Raw genomic sequence first — 15,923 nt, forward strand, 5'->3', positions numbered from 1 at the left:
GAATGTATAAATATTATATTATTACATTTCCTATTTTTTTTTAGAGAAATTTATATATAATAGTGAAATACAACCTAAAAAAATACTGATGTCAGCTATATTAAAGGTAGCAATATGCCAATGTTTAAAGTGAATATCAATAAAATCTATTACAAAACCGAAATACAATCGATTTATTAAATTTCCAATAGCCCCACTTATGATTAAAATGTATGGAAAATTGTAACAAATGTGATCATATAAAGTGAAAGATATAATTTTAAATAATATGATAATAGTTATGGTATTTATTAAAGATAAAAAATATTTATGTTCTTTACTTATATTAGAAAACATACTAAATGCTAATCCATAATTATGAATTCTAAAAATGTTTAACATTGAGTTTATAGATTTTATTTCGAATAATTCGTAATTATTAATTACCCATATTTTACTAAAAAAATCTAGTGATATTATTATACTAGAAATACTTAACAATATGATTGTATTTAAAACTAATGATTTTTTCATTATAAAAATTTACGTTGTTCGCCTGATCCTGAAATATTTAAAGTACATCGTTTACATATTTCTAATGTAAGATCGATGTTTTGTGTGTTTGGAATAATATGCCAGCATCGTATGCATTTTTTTCCACTTAATTTTATGACATGTATTTTAAGATTTTTTATTAGTTTACTGTTTATAGCATAATTTGGGGCAGAAGAGTAACTTTTTATTCGAATTTGAGAAGTTAGAAATAAAAATTTTAACTCGTTTTTTAATAATTTTAATTGTTTTTTGGTGTCATTATCTACGTATAATGTGATTAATGCTTCTAAAGAGTTTCCTAATTTTTTGTGTTTTCTAGCGTTTTCTAAAATTTTGTTAACTTCAGATTTAATAATTATTAGTTCGTTCCAGAATTTATTATTCATTGTATTTTTTTCATCTAAATGAAATAATTTGTCGAACCATTCTTCAGTAAATATAAATTTATTTTTTTTTCCTGGTAAATAACTCCATAGTTCGTCTGCAGTAAAAGATAGAATAGGTGCAATCCATCTCACTAATGAATGTAAAATTAAATACATAGCGCTTTGACAACTTCTTCTCGAAATACTTTTTGATTTTGTTAAATATTGCCTGTCTTTTATTATATCTAGATAAAAAGAACTCATTTCTATGGAACAAAAATACATTATATGTTGTACTACATCATGAAAGTTATAAGCTTTGTAACTATTAATTACTTTTTTTTGAGTGTCAAGAGTTTTGCTTACTGCCCATTGATCTATTTTTAACATGTTTTGAGAAGATATTATTTCTATTTCAGGATTAAAGTCGTATAGGTTTGAGAGAAGAAATCTGGCTGTATTGCGAATTTTTCTATATATTTCTGATACTTGTTTCAGTACTACTTCAGAAATAGAAAGATCTTTAGAATAATCAGTAGAAGCTACCCATAATCTTAATATGTCAGCTCCTAATGTTTTGACTACATAGTTTGGATGGATGGTATTTCCAATTGATTTGGACATTTTTTTTCCTTTTTCATCTACTACAAATCCATGAGTAATAACTGTTCGGTATGGAGAAATAGAATGGATAGCAGTAGATATTATTAAAGAAGACATAAACCACCCTCTGTGTTGATCTGATCCTTCTATATACAATACATTAGAAATATTTGTATTACATATTTTTTTTTCGTATACATCAGAAATCATTATAGAACCAGATTCAAACCAAATGTCTAAAATATCTGTTACTTGAATGTAATCTTTTGATGTATTTTCTAATAAAGTTTTTGGATTTATATTAAACCAAGCTTGAATTCCATTATTTTCTATTTTTTTTACAACTTTTTTAATAATCAGAGATAACTCTGGGTGAAGATCTCCTGTTTTTTTATGAAAAAAGATAGGAATAGGTACTCCCCAAGATCTTTGTCTAGATATACACCAATCGGGTCGGTTAGATATCATGTTGATCATATTATCTTTGCTCCAATTAGGAATCCATTTAACTTTTTGTATTTGTTTTATACAATTTTTTCTTAAATTCTTATGACTCATGTTTATAAACCATTGTTGAGTAGCTCGAAAAATAATTGGTGTTTGGTGTCTCCAACAATGTGGATAATTATGCGTGAGATTTTCAGATTTTAATAAAGAATTATTTTTTCTTAATAGTTTGATTATAATTTTTATAGAATTAAAGATATTAATTCCATCTAGTTTAGGATGAATATTAAGAATATAATTTCCGTTTCCATGAATTGTTTTTGTTGTACTAATTTTGTATTTTTTACTAATTTCATAATCTTCGTTTCCAAATTCTGGAGCTGTGTGTACAGCACCTGTTCCTAAATCTAGAGTGACGTATTTTGATAATATGATAGGGACATTTTTATTTAGGAAGGGATGAAAACATTTTATATTTTCAAGAAATTTACCAGATATTGAACTTAGAACTTTCCATTTTTTAATTCCGAAATTTTTTAAATTTTTTTGAACTAATTTTTCAGCTAAAATTAATATTTGATTTGGTGTTTCAATAAGTTGGTAATGGTAATCAGGATTTAACGCAACAGCTTTATTTGCTGGTAAACTCCAAAGTGTAGTTGTCCATACTACTATATATACGGGATGATATAAATCAATGTTTTTAAAAATTTTATTGATATCATTATCACAAATTTGAAACTTTATAAATGAAGAAATAGATGATTTTGGATAATATTCTACTTCTGCTTCTGCTAATGCTGATTGGCAGTTAGTACACCAATTTACTGGTTTAAAATCTTTGTAAATGTAACCTAATTTAATCATTTTAGAAAGATTTTTTAAGATTTTTGCTTCGTTTTTAAAATCCATTGTTAAGTATGCATTGTTCCAATCTCCTAATATTCCTAATCTAATAAATTCTTTTTTTTGATTATCAACTTGGTTTTTAGCATATTCTCTACATTGATTTCGAAAAGTATTTAAATCATTTTTATTTTTGTAATTCAAATTCATTTTTTCAATTTTTTGTTCGATAGGAAGTCCGTGGCAATCCCAAGCAGGAGTATAGGGAGCGTCATATCCAGACATATTTTTTGATTTAATTATTATATCTTTTAAAATTTTGTTAACTGCATGTCCGATGTGAATGTTTCCGTTAGCATATGGAGGACCGTCATGTAAGAAGAATTTTTCTTTTTTTTCTTTAGTTTGTCTGATTATTTTATAAATATTGTATTTTTTCCATTTTTTTAAGATTTCTGGCTCTTTCTTAGATAAGTTTCCTTTCATGGAGAAATCAGTATGTGGTAAATTTAGAGTTGATTTGTAGTCAGTCATTTTTTTCTCTTTTGTTTAAAATGTTTTATAATGTGATATCAAAATGTTTTTTTAAATATAAAATAGCTATATTAACATCATTTTCGATTCTTGTTTTTAAATCTTTTAGGGAAGTAAAAAGCATTTCATTTCGAATTTTTTTAATAAAAGTGACTTTTATATATTCTCGATATAAATTTATTGATATGTTTATTAGATGTACTTCAAGTTTGTTTTGTGTTCCATACATGGTAGGTTGATGGCCGACATTTGCTACTCCAAAGAAGGTTTTTTTTAAAGAATAAATAAATGTTTTTATTATAAACACTCCATGAACAGGAGATATATCATTATATAAAATAATGTTGGCTGTTGGAAACCCTGTTATTTTAGTTCCATATTGTTTTCCATATGTTACTTTTCCAGATATGCTAAAAGATCTTCCTAATAGCGTTTTAGCTAATTTTAGGTTATCATTTTGTAATGCTTTTCTAATAGCTGTGCTGCTTATTTTAGTGCCTTGTATTGAAAATATATTTTCAACATGAACTTTGAAATTGTAGAGTTTTCCTATGTTTTGCAATAAAGAAATGTTTCCTTTTCTTTGAGCACCAAATACAAAATTTTTTCCTACAAATAAAAAACAAGTATTTAATTTCTCAACTATTATTTTTTTAATGAAATCTAAAGGATCTATTAGAGAGAAATAGTAATTAAAGTATATGCATAAGATTGTATCTATGCCCCATTTAGATAGGTATTTTATTTTTTCTCGGAATTTCATAAGTCTTACAGGAGGATTATCAGAATGAAAAAATTCTTTTGGCTGTGGTTCGAATAAAATAATGGTTATTGGTTTATTTTCTTCTTTTTTTTTATTGCAAATTAATGTTAACAATTTTTGGTGTCCAAGGTGCATCCCGTCAAAATTTCCTATTGTTAGAATACAAGGACTAGTTTGAAATTTTAAGTTTTTTATATTTCGTATTATTTTCATGGCATTTAATAAAATATAGTGTTTAATATATAAAAGTATTGTAAAAATTGTTTGTTGAAGAAGTTAGTTTAGCTTACAATAATATATAGAACGTGACGAGTATATTTTATAATATAAAATACATTAATTAAAAAGCTTTAATTATATTAAACAACTTTGTATAGGAGGAAGTATGTGCTATGGCTAATTTAAAATCAGCTAAAAAAAACGTGATTAAGTCTGAGAACAAGAAACGTTATAATTCTAGCAAAAGATCTAAAATAAAAACATTTATAAAGAAAGTAAATTTTGAAATACTTTCAGGAGATAAAGAAAGAGCTAAATTAGAATTTGAAAAAGCACAATCTATTTTGGATAGATATGCTACGAAAGGTTTGATACATAAAAATAAAGCAGCAAGACATAAATCTCGATTGGAAAAGAAAATCAAGTTATTAGTTTAAGTTTAAATATGTGATTAAATTTTGTAATTTGCTTCCATAAAACTTATATAGAAGCAAATTTTTTAAAGTTTATTTAGTAAGATCATCAAAAAATCTTCTCACTCCTTCGAAAAATCGTTTTGATTGAGGGCTATTTTTGTCGCCCTTAAAACCTGCAAAACTTTCTCCTAATTGGTATAAAAGATGTTTTTGTTTTTCGTTAAGATTAATTGGTGTTTCTACTATTACTCGACAAAGTAAATCTCCTTTTCTATTATTTCTAATAGATTTTACTCCTTTTTCTTTAATTCTAAATAGTTTTCCTGATTGCGTTTCAGATGGAACTTTTAATTTTACTTTTCCATCTATTGTTGGTACTTCAATTTCCCCTCCCAAAGCTGCCATAGAAAAATTTATTGGTACTTCGCAATACAAGTTGTTTTCTTCACGTTTGAAAATTGGATGTTTTTTTACCTTTATTTGAACATATAAATCTCCAGGATTAGCTCCATTTTCACCTGCTTCTCCTTCATTATTAAGACGAATGCGATCGTCTGTATCAATTCCAGGTGGAATTTTAACTGATAAAACTTTAGATTTTTCTATTCTTCCGCGTCCATGGCATGTGTAACATGGAAATTGTATGAAAGTTCCTTTTCCCCGACATTGAGGGCAAGTTTGTTGAACAGTGAAAAATCCTTTTCTCATTTGTATTTGTCCCTTTCCGAAACATTTTTGACAATTTTGAGGTTTAGATTTGGATTGGGTACCATACCCGTAACATGATGAGCAAGTTTGTAAAGTTGGAATACGTATATTTTTTGTTGTTCCTCGAACTGCTTCTTCTAAAGTGAGTTGCATATTATAGCGTAAATCGGATCCTTGAGAAGGTGTTTTAGTTCTATTTCCTCCAAATATATCTCCGAATACATCACCAAAGATATCGCTAAAATCAGAACTAGTGCTAAAAGTATGAGTAAACGTATTAGTATTTGGATTTCCTTGTTCAAAAGCGGCATGTCCGTATTGATCATATGCAGCTCTTTTTTTTGTATCAATTAGAACTTCATAGGCTTCTTTGATTTTTTTAAATTTTTCTTCGGCTGTTTTATTTCCTTGATTTCTATCAGGATGATACTTTATAGCTAGCTTTTTATATGCTGTTTTTATATCTTTTTCATCAGATGATTGATTAACTCCTAAAATTTTATAATAATCTTGTTTTGACATTCGTTCATTTCCTAGTTTTAATAATTTTTCACGAGTATAATAAGATTTTTTTACACTCGTGTTTTAGTTCATTTTCAACGGTTTTAAGAGATTTTATTTCTTGGAATCTTTTACTTCTTCAAATTCAGCATCAACAACATTTTCTTCAGGTTTAGAATCAGTGTTGTTCTTTTCAGAGAAATTAGATTGTGAAGGTTCTTGAACATGTTTTACTAGTTTAGACGAAAGTTTAAGTAAATTTTGTATTTTTTCTTCTATTTCAGATTTACTTTCTCCTTTCAAAGCTGTATCTAATTCATATAAAGATTTTTCAATATCTTTTTTATCTTGTTCGGAAATTTTATCCTTAACATTTTGTAATTGTTTTTTAGTGCTGTGAGAAATTTGATCTCCTTGATTTCTTGTTTTTATTAGTTCTTCAAATTCTTTATCTGCTTCAGAATTTGCTTCTGCATCAGAAATCATTTTTTTAATCTCAGTTTCGTTTAATCCAGATGATGCTTTAATTGTGATCTTTTGTTCTTTTCCTGTGTTTTTGTCTTTTGCTGATACATGAAGAATGCCATCTGCATCTATATCAAACGTTACTTCAATTTGTGGTATTCCTCTTGGAGCAGGTTGAATTCCATCTAAATTGAATTGTCCTAATGATTTATTATCGGTTGATCGTTTACGTTCTCCTTGAAGCACATGTATTGTAACAGCTGATTGATTGTCTTCTGCTGTTGAAAATGTTTGACTATGTTTAGTAGGAATAGTTGTATTTTTGTTTATTAGTGTTGTCATTACACTACCCATTGTTTCTATTCCTAAAGACAAAGGAGTAACGTCTAGTAATAGAACGTCTTTTACTTCTCCGGACAATACACCACCTTGTATTGCGGCACCAACAGCTACTGCTTCATCCGGATTAACATCTTTTCTTGGTTCTTTATTAAAAAAGTCAGCTACCTTTTTTTGAACTAGCGGCATTCTTGTTTGACCGCCTACTAAAATAACATCATTAATATCTGAAATAGATAATTTTGCATCTTTTAATGCGGTTTTTAATGGTTGTATGGAACGAAGTATTAAATCTTCTACTAAAGATTCTAATTTAGATCTTGTTACTTTTATATTTAAATGTTTAGGACCGTTAGAATCTGCTGTAATATAAGGTAGATTTACATCAGTTTGTTGGGCAGAAGATAGTTCAATTTTTGCTTTTTCTGAAGCTTCTTTTAATCGTTGCATAGCCATAGGATCTTTTCTTACATCAGTTCCCTGGTCTTTCTTAAATTCTTCAGATAAATAATTTATAAGGCGACTATCAAAATCTTCTCCTCCGAGATGAGTATCTCCGTTGGTAGCTAATACTTCGAAAGTTTTTTCTTTATCTACATTATCTATTTCTATTATAGAAATATCAAATGTTCCTCCTCCTAAATCATATACTGCTATGATTTTATTTCCTTTGTCTTTATCTAAACCGTATGCTAATGCTGCAGCTGTAGGTTCGTTGATGATTCTTTTTACATCTAACCCTGCAATTTTCCCTGCATCTTTAGTGGCTTGTCTTTGGGCATCATTAAAATAAGCAGGAACTGTGATAACTGCTTGTGTAACAGATTCTCCTAAGTAATCTTCTGCAGTTTTTTTCATTTTTTTTAATATTTCTGCAGAAATTTGAGGAGGAGCAAGTTTTTCATTTTTTACATTTATCCATGCGTCTTCATTTTCAGATTTAATAATTTTATATGGCATTATTTTAATATCGCGTTGTACTTCTTCATCAGAAAATTTTCTTCCCATTAAACGCTTTATTGCAAATAATGTATTATTGGGATTAGTTATAGCTTGACGTTTAGCTGGTTTCCCTACTAAGATTTCTCCATCTTTAGTATACGCAATGATTGAAGGAGTGGTTCTATCTCCTTCAGAGTTTTCTAATACTCGTGTTTTATTTCCATCCATAATTGCAACACAGGAATTAGTAGTTCCTAGATCAATTCCAATAATTTTGCTCATTATCTTCTCCTATTGAATATATGAAATTTGATAGAATAATTAATTTATATAAAATATTAGCTTTTATAATAAATGTTTTAAAAATATCTTAAAATTATATGTCTAGATAATAAATAGATGGGGTCAATTTTTTTATCATCAAGTCTTTGCGAGAACTAATTTGAATATTAATTATTATATTGAATTTAAATAGAAAGTTTATGTTTTTTAGTTTAATATATGTTTATTTCATATGATATATTGATATCTTTAATAATACTATGAATTTTATAGATATTTTGTGCAACTTTCAATATTGGAATTTTTTGATATATTGCTTATTATCTTGTGGATTATGTTTTTCAATATTATTATTAAGTTCAATATTAGGTGGAAAATCTCGATCTAGATATAAACATACCCCGTTTGAATCTGGAATAATACCAGTTGATGAACTACCTTTGAATATATCTATTAAATTTTATTTAGTAGCAATTTGTTTTGTTTTATTTGATATTGAGTCATGTTACTTATATCTCTGGTCAATATGTATTGCTCAAGTAGGATGGTTAGGTTTTGTAGAAGTTATATTTTTTATTTTATTTTTATTGTTTGGATTAATTTACTTAGTTCGTTTAAGTTTGTTAAATTGGGAGAGTCCTAAAGATTTTTAGAAGAATTTTAATATTGATTTTCTAAAAGTGAGTTTCGTTATGAAATATACATTAACTAGAGTAGATAATGAAAATGCAAATAAAAATTATCCTGCTCAAACGCAAAAAATTGTATCTGATCCTGTTCAAGATTATATAAAGAAAAACGTTTATATGGGTAAAATTAGTCAGTACATTCATAGTTTAGTTAATTGGGGAAGAAAAAATTCTTTATGGCCTTATAATTTTGGTTTGTCTTGTTGTTATGTCGAAATGGTTACTTCTTTTACTTCTGTTCATGATATTTCAAGATTTGGTTCTGAAGTTTTGCGTGCATCTCCAAGACAAGCTGATTTTATGGTGATAGCTGGTACACCCTTTATTAAGATGGCACCTATTATTCAACGTTTATATGATCAAATGTTAGAACCAAAATGGGTAATTTCCATGGGTGCTTGTGCTAATTCTGGTGGAATGTACGATGTTTATTCTGTAGTACAAGGTGTAGATAAGTTTTTACCTGTAGATGTATATATTCCTGGATGTCCACCTAGGCCAGAAGCATATATAGAAGGATTAATGTTATTACAAAAATCTATATCTAAAGAACGTCGACCATTATCATGGATAATAGGAGAACAAGGTGTATATCGTGCTAATATGCCTTCAGAGAAAAGTCAACGTAGGAAAAATTATATTTCTATCAGAAATCTTCGTTCTCCAGATAAGATTTAAAAAATATTATATAAATTTTTTAAAAATTATGTGTGTTTTTATTTAATTTAGTATGTCTGATGATTCAATTACATAAAATATAAAGTTGTCATTTAATTTATGAAAAGAAATATTTTAGAAAGTAATAATGTGGAAGTAAAACATGCTTCTAAGGATCACATTCATAATACTATTGTAACGGAATTATTTGAAAATTTTGGAAAAGACAAATTTACTCTTCAGTCAACTTTAATGGAAATTCCTGTATTGTGGATAAACAAACATATTTTGCTTAAAGTAAGTAAGTTTTTATTAAAAGTTTTGAATCCTTATACAACGTTGTTTGATCTTCACGGAATAGATGAGAGATTTCGTTCTTGTCGTTCAAACTTGCCATTAGCTGATTTTTCAGTATTTTATCATTTTATTTCTTATTCTAGAAATAGTGATATAATGTTAAAAGTAGCACTGTTTAACCATGAATTAAATTTGCCTACATTAACGGGATTATATCCGAATGCTAATTGGTATGAGTGTGAAACATGGGAAATGTTTGGAATTGTTTTTAATAATCATCCTCATTTAACTCGTATTATTATGCCAAAAACTTGGAAAGGATATCCGTTGCGAAAAGATTATCCGTCTAGGGCGACTGAATTACATCCTTTTGTTTTAAATAAATGTAAAGAAGATTTAGAGATGGATTCTTTGCGATTTAAACCGGAAGAATGGGGTATGAAAAAACATAGTAAAAATAATAATTATATGTTTTTGAATTTAGGACCGAATCATCCTTCTGCTCATGGAGTATTTCGTATTGTTTTACAATTAGATGGAGAAAAAATTATTAATTGTGTTCCAGACATTGGGTATCATCATCGTGGTGCTGAAAAAATAGGAGAACGTCAAACATGGCATAGTTATATTCCATATACAGATCGAATTGAATATCTTGGTGGATGTATTAATGAAATGCCTTATGTATTGGCAGTAGAAAAATTAGCTGGAATTACGGTACCTAAAAAGGTAGAAGTAATACGTATTATGTTGTCAGAGTTGTTTAGGATTAATAGCCATTTATTGTATGTTTCTACTTTTATTCAAGATATAGGTGCTATGACACCAGTTTTTTTAGCTTTTACTGATCGTCAAAAAATTTATGATATTATTGAAGCTATTACTGGATTTCGTATGCATCCTGCATGGTTTAGAATTGGAGGAGTAGCACATGATTTACCGAAGGGATGGGATACTTTGCTAAAAAACTTTTTAAAATGGATTCCAAATAGATTAAATAAATATATCAATGTTGCTTTGAAAAATAGTATTTTAATAAGTCGATCAAAAGGAATAGCTGAATATAATAAAGATGAAGCTCTTAAATGGGGTGTTACAGGATCTGGATTACGTGCCACTGGGTTAGAATTTGATGTTCGAAAACAAAGGCCTTATTCGGGATATCATAATTTTGAATTTGAAATTCCTATAGGAAGTGGTATAAGTGATTGTTATTCTAGAGTTATGTTAAAAGTAGAAGAAATTTGGCAAAGTATTATTATTTTAAAACAATGTTTAAAAAATATGCCTGATGGACCATTCAAAGCAGATCATCCTTTAACTACTCCTCCTCCTAAAGAACGCACGTTACAACATATTGAGACAATGATTACTCATTTTTTACAAGTTTCATGGGGTCCTATTATACCACCTAATGAAAGTTTTCAAATGATTGAAGCATCTAAAGGAATAAATAGTTATTATTTAATTAGTGATGGTAGTACTACAAGTTATAGAACTAGAATAAGAACGCCTAGTTTTCCTCATTTACAACAAGTACCATCGGTCATTCGTGGGAGTTTAATATCAGATTTAATAGTTTATTTAGGAAGTATTGATTTTGTTATGTCTGATGTTGATCGTTAAGTTAAAAACATGTCAAAAAAAATATTATATAATGATAATTCTATGTTAAGCAGTGAAGAAAAAGTAGAAATATTAAACAATAAGAATAATTATGAAGATCCGCGTGCCAGTTCTATAGAAGCATTAAAAATAGTTCAAAAGAAAAGAGGTTGGATTTCAGATTTTGCTATTTTTGAAATTTCGAAAATACTAGGAGTTTCTGAGGTTGATTTAGAAGAAATTGCTACATTTTATAGCCAAATTTTTAGAAAACCAGTAGGACGAAATATAATACGTTATTGTGACAGTGTTGTGTGCTATATGTATGGTTGCGAAGATATAAAATCTTGTTTCGAAGATAAACTAAATATTTCTATTGGTGAAACGACAAAAAATTTTGATTTTACTTTACTGCCTATTGGTTGTTTGGGGAACTGTGATAGAGCTCCTACTATAATGATAAATAACGACATTTACTCTTGCGTTACAGAAAGTTTGATAATTAAACTATTGGAATCGTATAAGTGAAAAAAATATTATGTACTCGAGAAACTCATCCATTAACTTGGTGGTTAGGCAAGAAAAATGATGTGGTATGGATTGAAGAGTATAAAAAGAAAGGAGGTTATTTAGCTTTTGAAAAAGCGATTAAAACTATTGAACCTAAAAAAATTATAGATATTATAAAAGATTCAGGATTAAAAGGACGTGGAGGAGCAGGGTTTTCTACGGGAGTAAAGTGGAGTTTAATGTCTCAGGATAGTAGTAATAGTGTTCGTTATTTATTGTGCAATGCTGATGAAATGGAACCAGGAACATATAAAGACAAATTTTTAATGGAAAAAATTCCTCATCAATTAATAGAAGGTATTTTAATTAGCGCGTTAGCATTAAGAGTGACTGTAAGTTACATTTTTTTAAGAGGTGAGTACATTAATGCTGAATATGTTTTAAGTAAAGCTATCTATGAAGCTAAGAGAAACAAATATATTGGAAAAAATGTTTTTAAATCAGGTTTAGATTTTGAAATTGTTTTACATAGTGGTGCTGGTCGTTATATTTGTGGAGAAGAAACGGCATTAATCAATTCTTTGGAAGGTAAACGAGCTAATCCTAGATTTAAACCTCCTTTTCCTGCTTTTATAGGGGCATGGGGAAAACCTACTTGTATTAATAATGTTGAGACTTTATCTAATGTTCCATCTATCGTTTTTAATGGTGTAGAATGGTATAAAAATTTGTCAAATAGTTTAGATTGTGGTACTAAGATGATGGGATTTTCGGGAAAAGTTAAAAATCCTGGATTGTGGGAGTTGCCTTTTGGAACTTCAGCTCGCGAAGTATTAGAAGATTATGCGGGTGGTATGCAGGATGGATTTACACTTAAAGCATGGTTACCAGGAGGAGCAAGTACAGATTTTTTGACGCATAAACATATTGATGTTCCTATGGATTTTTCTAGTATTCAAAAGTTAGGGAGTAGATTAGGAACTGCTGTTTCTATGGCAGTTGATCATACCATTAATATAGTATCCTTAGTAAGAAACATAGAAGAATTTTTCTCTCGTGAATCTTGTGGATTATGTACTCCATGTCGAGATGGTTTACCATGGATTGTTTCTATTTTAAGATCTTTAGAAAAAAAAGAAGGACATGAGAATGATATTAAAATTTTAGAAAGTTTGTGTTTTCAATTAAGTCCAGGAAAAACGTTTTGTGCACATGCTCCTGGAGCCGTTTCTCCATTGAGAAGTGCGATTAAATATTTTCGTCCGGAGTTTGAAAGTTGTATTAAAAATTCATCGTCAATTATCAATGTCAAATGCATAGAAGGTATTCAATTAAATGATATTTCTAATAATTAGTTTGATGATATAGTGCAATGTTGTGGAATAGTTATTGTATATCAACATAACTTAATTTTATCATATAAATAATATGCAATTTGAAATTACCAAATGAAAATGAAGATTATTTTATGGCTACAATTTTTATAGACAATAAAGAATATAATATTTGTGATTCAAATAATTTATTGCATGTGTGTTTATCGCTTGGTTTTGACATACCTTATTTTTGTTGGCATCCTGCGTTAGGTAGTATAGGTATATGTCGTCAGTGTACCGTAAAACAGTATCATGATTTTAAAGATACATCTGGAAAATTAGTAGTATCTTGCATGACTCCTATTACAGATGGATTAATAGTTTCTATTCATGATAGTGAAGCAGTAGAGTTTAGAAAGAATATTATTGAATTGTTAATGACTAATCATCCTCATGATTGTCCTGTTTGTGAAGAAGGTGGAAGTTGTCATCTTCAAGATATGACCGTAATGACTAAACATTATATTAGAAAGTATAGATTTGAAAAAAGAACTCATAAGAATCAAAATTTAGGTCATTTTATTAAGCATGAGATGAACCGATGTATTTCTTGTTATAGATGTGTTCGTTATTATAAAGATTATTCTGATGGTACAGATTTTGGAGTTTTTGGAATTAGTAATAACGTTTATTTTGGAAGGTTTAAAGAAGGTTCTTTAGAGAGTGAGTTTTCTGGAAATTTAATAGATATTTGTCCTACTGGAGTATTTACTGATAAAACTCAATCAGAAACATATACAAGAAAATGGGATTTACAATATGCTCCGAGTATTTGTCAACATTGTTGTATTGGATGTAATATTAGTGTAGGTGAAAGGTATGGAGAAATATGTAAAATAGAAAATCGATATCATCGTAATATTAATCGTTATTTTTTATGTGATTTAGGGAGATTTAGTTATGGGTATTCCAATTTAAAAAATAGGCCACGATGGTCTATGAAGCGCAAAAGTAATGGGAAGTGGGATACTATAGAAAGTATAAAAAAATCTATTAAACTGGTTTCTGATAGTTTAAATGCTTCGTCAAAAATTATGGGTATTGGTTCTAGTCGTGCTAGTTTAGAAAGCAATTATGCTCTTCAAAAATTGGTTGGACAAGAAAATTTTTCGATAGGAATATTACAAGATGAGTTAGATTGTGTGGAATTAATAGGGAAAATTTTAAAAGATAGTGGCATTTATACACCTACATTAAGAGAAATAGAAAAAAACTATGATACGATTCTCGTTATAGGTGAAGATATTACGCAAACTTCTCCTATGATGGCTTTATCAATTCGTCAATCGATAAAAAGGAAATCTAAAATAGTTAAATCTTTTAAAAATGTTCCAAAATGGCATGCGTTAGCTTTAAAAAATCTTCCTAAAGATAAGAAAAATAAATTATTTGTTATAAATGCATATTCTACTAAATTAGATGATATTTCTGAAATACATGATTATTTTAAAATCGACGATCAGGTACAATTATGTTTTCAAATAGCTCATGAGATTGACAAGGATTTTTTTAATTGTAGCAATTTAAATGAATCTGAAGCAGGAGTAGTAAAAAAAATTGTTGTAGCTTTATTATCATCTAAAAACCCTCTTATTATTTCAGGTTCTCATCATAATTGCACAGAGTTAATTCAAGCTGCATATAATATTGCAAAAGCATTAAAAAACGTAAATAAAAAAGTTGGTTTAGTATTATTAACGTCAAATTCTAATAGTTTAGGAGTTTCTCTGTTAAAAGGAATATCATTAGAAGAAGTTGTAAGTAATTTGTCAAAAGAAGATTATAATTCTTTAATTATTTTAGAAAATGATTTATGTCGTTATCTGTCTAAGGCAGAAGTTTTAAAATTATTCAATAATATTAAAAATGTTATAGTTATTGATCATCTTAATACTGATACAATGAGAATGGGAAAAATAACTCTTCCGGCTACTAATTTTTTTGAAAGTTCGGGAACTATAGTAAATTATGAAGGACGAGCACAACGGTTTTTTCAAGTTTATGATGCTAATTTTTATAATAGTTCGCATCTTTTAAATAGTTGGATGTGGTTACATTTGATACAATGTAAGTTGTATAAACAATCTAAGTTTTGGAATACATTAGATGACGTTATCGAAAGTATGTGTTCTGAAAACGATGATTTTAAAAAATTAAAATTTATAGCTCCTCATGCATCTTTTACAGTTCTTGGACAAAAGTTAGCTAGATCTTCACATCGTTCTAGCGGTCGAACTTCTATGCGGTCTCATATTAACGTTCACGAAATTAGTCAACCTGAAGACAAAAATTCTATGTTTTCTTTTTCTATGGAAGGATGTCAACAGATTTATAAGCATTCTTCATATATACCTTTTTTATGGATGCCTGGTTGGAATTCCATACAAGTATTAAATAAATTTCAAAAAGAAATAAACAGTAAATCATATTGTTGGAATTCTGGAATGAGATTATTTTTACATGATTCAAATAAATCTATGCCTTGGTTCAAGAATTTATCTTTTACCACTGTTAAAAACGTTAATTATTATGTCGTTCCATGTTATTTTCTACTAGGTAGTGAACAATTGTCGCAATTTTCTCCTGTGATACAAAAAAATATGGTACATATTTCAGGAATTATGAATAAAGAAGATGCAAATAATTTATCTATTCAATCTGGATCAAAAATAAATTTTATTTGTTGTGAAATTAAATTCACAATAACTGTGCATGTATCTTCTAAAATACAATCGAAACAATTAGGTCTACCTTTAGGAACTTTAAATTTTCCTTTATGTTTAAATAGAAAAAAAGTTGTAGAATTATGTAAGATAATTGTATGA

At 28.2% G+C, this 15,923-nt stretch carries 12 protein-coding genes; 7 read left to right on the forward strand and 5 right to left on the reverse strand.

From position 1 onward, the window contains the following. Positions 1–30 precede the first annotated feature (30 nt). Genes lspA through ribF form a run of 3 tightly spaced genes read right to left on the reverse strand, consistent with a single transcriptional unit; the run spans position 31 to position 4,305 of the window. Positions 31–513 carry a signal peptidase II gene (gene lspA, locus U0T63_00690; protein ID XBC39361.1) on the reverse strand — a complete coding sequence of 161 codons (483 nt, stop codon included), beginning with the start codon at positions 511–513 and terminating at the stop codon, positions 31–33. Further along, positions 513–3,329: an isoleucine--tRNA ligase gene (ileS, locus tag U0T63_00695; protein XBC39362.1), complete on the reverse strand. Its 2,817-nt coding sequence runs from the start codon at positions 3,327–3,329 to the stop codon at positions 513–515. Before ileS ends, lspA begins: the two co-directional genes overlap by 1 nt. Before the next feature lie 25 nt (positions 3,330–3,354). Then, positions 3,355–4,305 carry a bifunctional riboflavin kinase/FAD synthetase gene (gene ribF, locus U0T63_00700; GenBank protein XBC39363.1) on the reverse strand — a complete coding sequence of 317 codons (951 nt, stop codon included), beginning with the start codon at positions 4,303–4,305 and terminating at the stop codon, positions 3,355–3,357. Between the two features lie 179 nt (positions 4,306–4,484). Between ribF and rpsT the strand changes: the two genes are divergently transcribed. Further along, positions 4,485–4,748 carry a 30S ribosomal protein S20 gene (rpsT, locus tag U0T63_00705; protein XBC39364.1) on the forward strand — a complete coding sequence of 88 codons (264 nt, stop codon included), beginning with the start codon at positions 4,485–4,487 and terminating at the stop codon, positions 4,746–4,748. 69 nt (positions 4,749–4,817) lie between these two features. Here the strand turns inward: rpsT and dnaJ are convergent, their stop codons facing one another. Both dnaJ and dnaK read right to left on the reverse strand, forming a co-directional pair. Beyond that, positions 4,818–5,957, reverse strand: coding sequence for a molecular chaperone DnaJ (gene dnaJ, locus U0T63_00710; protein XBC39365.1), 1,140 nt, complete (start codon positions 5,955–5,957; stop codon positions 4,818–4,820). 93 nt (positions 5,958–6,050) lie between these two features. After that, positions 6,051–7,964, reverse strand: coding sequence for a molecular chaperone DnaK (dnaK, locus tag U0T63_00715; protein XBC39366.1), 1,914 nt, complete (start codon positions 7,962–7,964; stop codon positions 6,051–6,053). A 260-nt stretch (positions 7,965–8,224) separates the two neighbouring features. On the opposite strand from dnaK, the gene ndhC reads away from it, so the two are divergent. The 6 genes from ndhC (at position 8,225) to nuoG (ending at position 15,923) form a co-directional block, all read left to right on the forward strand. Further along, the gene (gene ndhC / locus U0T63_00720; GenBank protein XBC39367.1) at positions 8,225–8,617 is read left to right on the forward strand and encodes an NADH-quinone oxidoreductase subunit A; all 393 of its coding nucleotides are present in this window, start codon (positions 8,225–8,227) and stop codon (positions 8,615–8,617) included. Positions 8,618–8,656: 39 nt separating this feature from the next. Then, positions 8,657–9,331, forward strand: coding sequence for an NADH-quinone oxidoreductase subunit B (locus tag U0T63_00725; protein ID XBC39368.1), 675 nt, complete (start codon positions 8,657–8,659; stop codon positions 9,329–9,331). A 99-nt stretch (positions 9,332–9,430) separates the two neighbouring features. Then, positions 9,431–11,233, forward strand: coding sequence for an NADH-quinone oxidoreductase subunit C/D (gene nuoC / locus U0T63_00730; GenBank protein ID XBC39369.1), 1,803 nt, complete (start codon positions 9,431–9,433; stop codon positions 11,231–11,233). A 9-nt stretch (positions 11,234–11,242) separates the two neighbouring features. Beyond that, positions 11,243–11,740 (forward strand): NADH-quinone oxidoreductase subunit NuoE, encoded by a 498-nt coding sequence (gene nuoE, locus U0T63_00735; protein ID XBC39370.1) that lies wholly within the window; start codon positions 11,243–11,245, stop codon positions 11,738–11,740. Further along, positions 11,737–13,077 carry an NADH-quinone oxidoreductase subunit NuoF gene (gene nuoF / locus U0T63_00740; protein XBC39371.1) on the forward strand — a complete coding sequence of 447 codons (1,341 nt, stop codon included), beginning with the start codon at positions 11,737–11,739 and terminating at the stop codon, positions 13,075–13,077. Before nuoE ends, nuoF begins: the two co-directional genes overlap by 4 nt. A 113-nt stretch (positions 13,078–13,190) precedes the next feature. Further along, on the forward strand, positions 13,191–15,923 hold the full coding sequence (gene nuoG, locus U0T63_00745; protein ID XBC39372.1) for an NADH-quinone oxidoreductase subunit NuoG: 2,733 nt from the start codon (positions 13,191–13,193) through the stop codon (positions 15,921–15,923).

It is taken from the genome of Buchnera aphidicola (Nurudea shiraii), assembly GCA_039829955.1.
Lineage (GTDB): Bacteria > Pseudomonadota > Gammaproteobacteria > Enterobacterales > Enterobacteriaceae > Buchnera_B > Buchnera_B aphidicola_AY.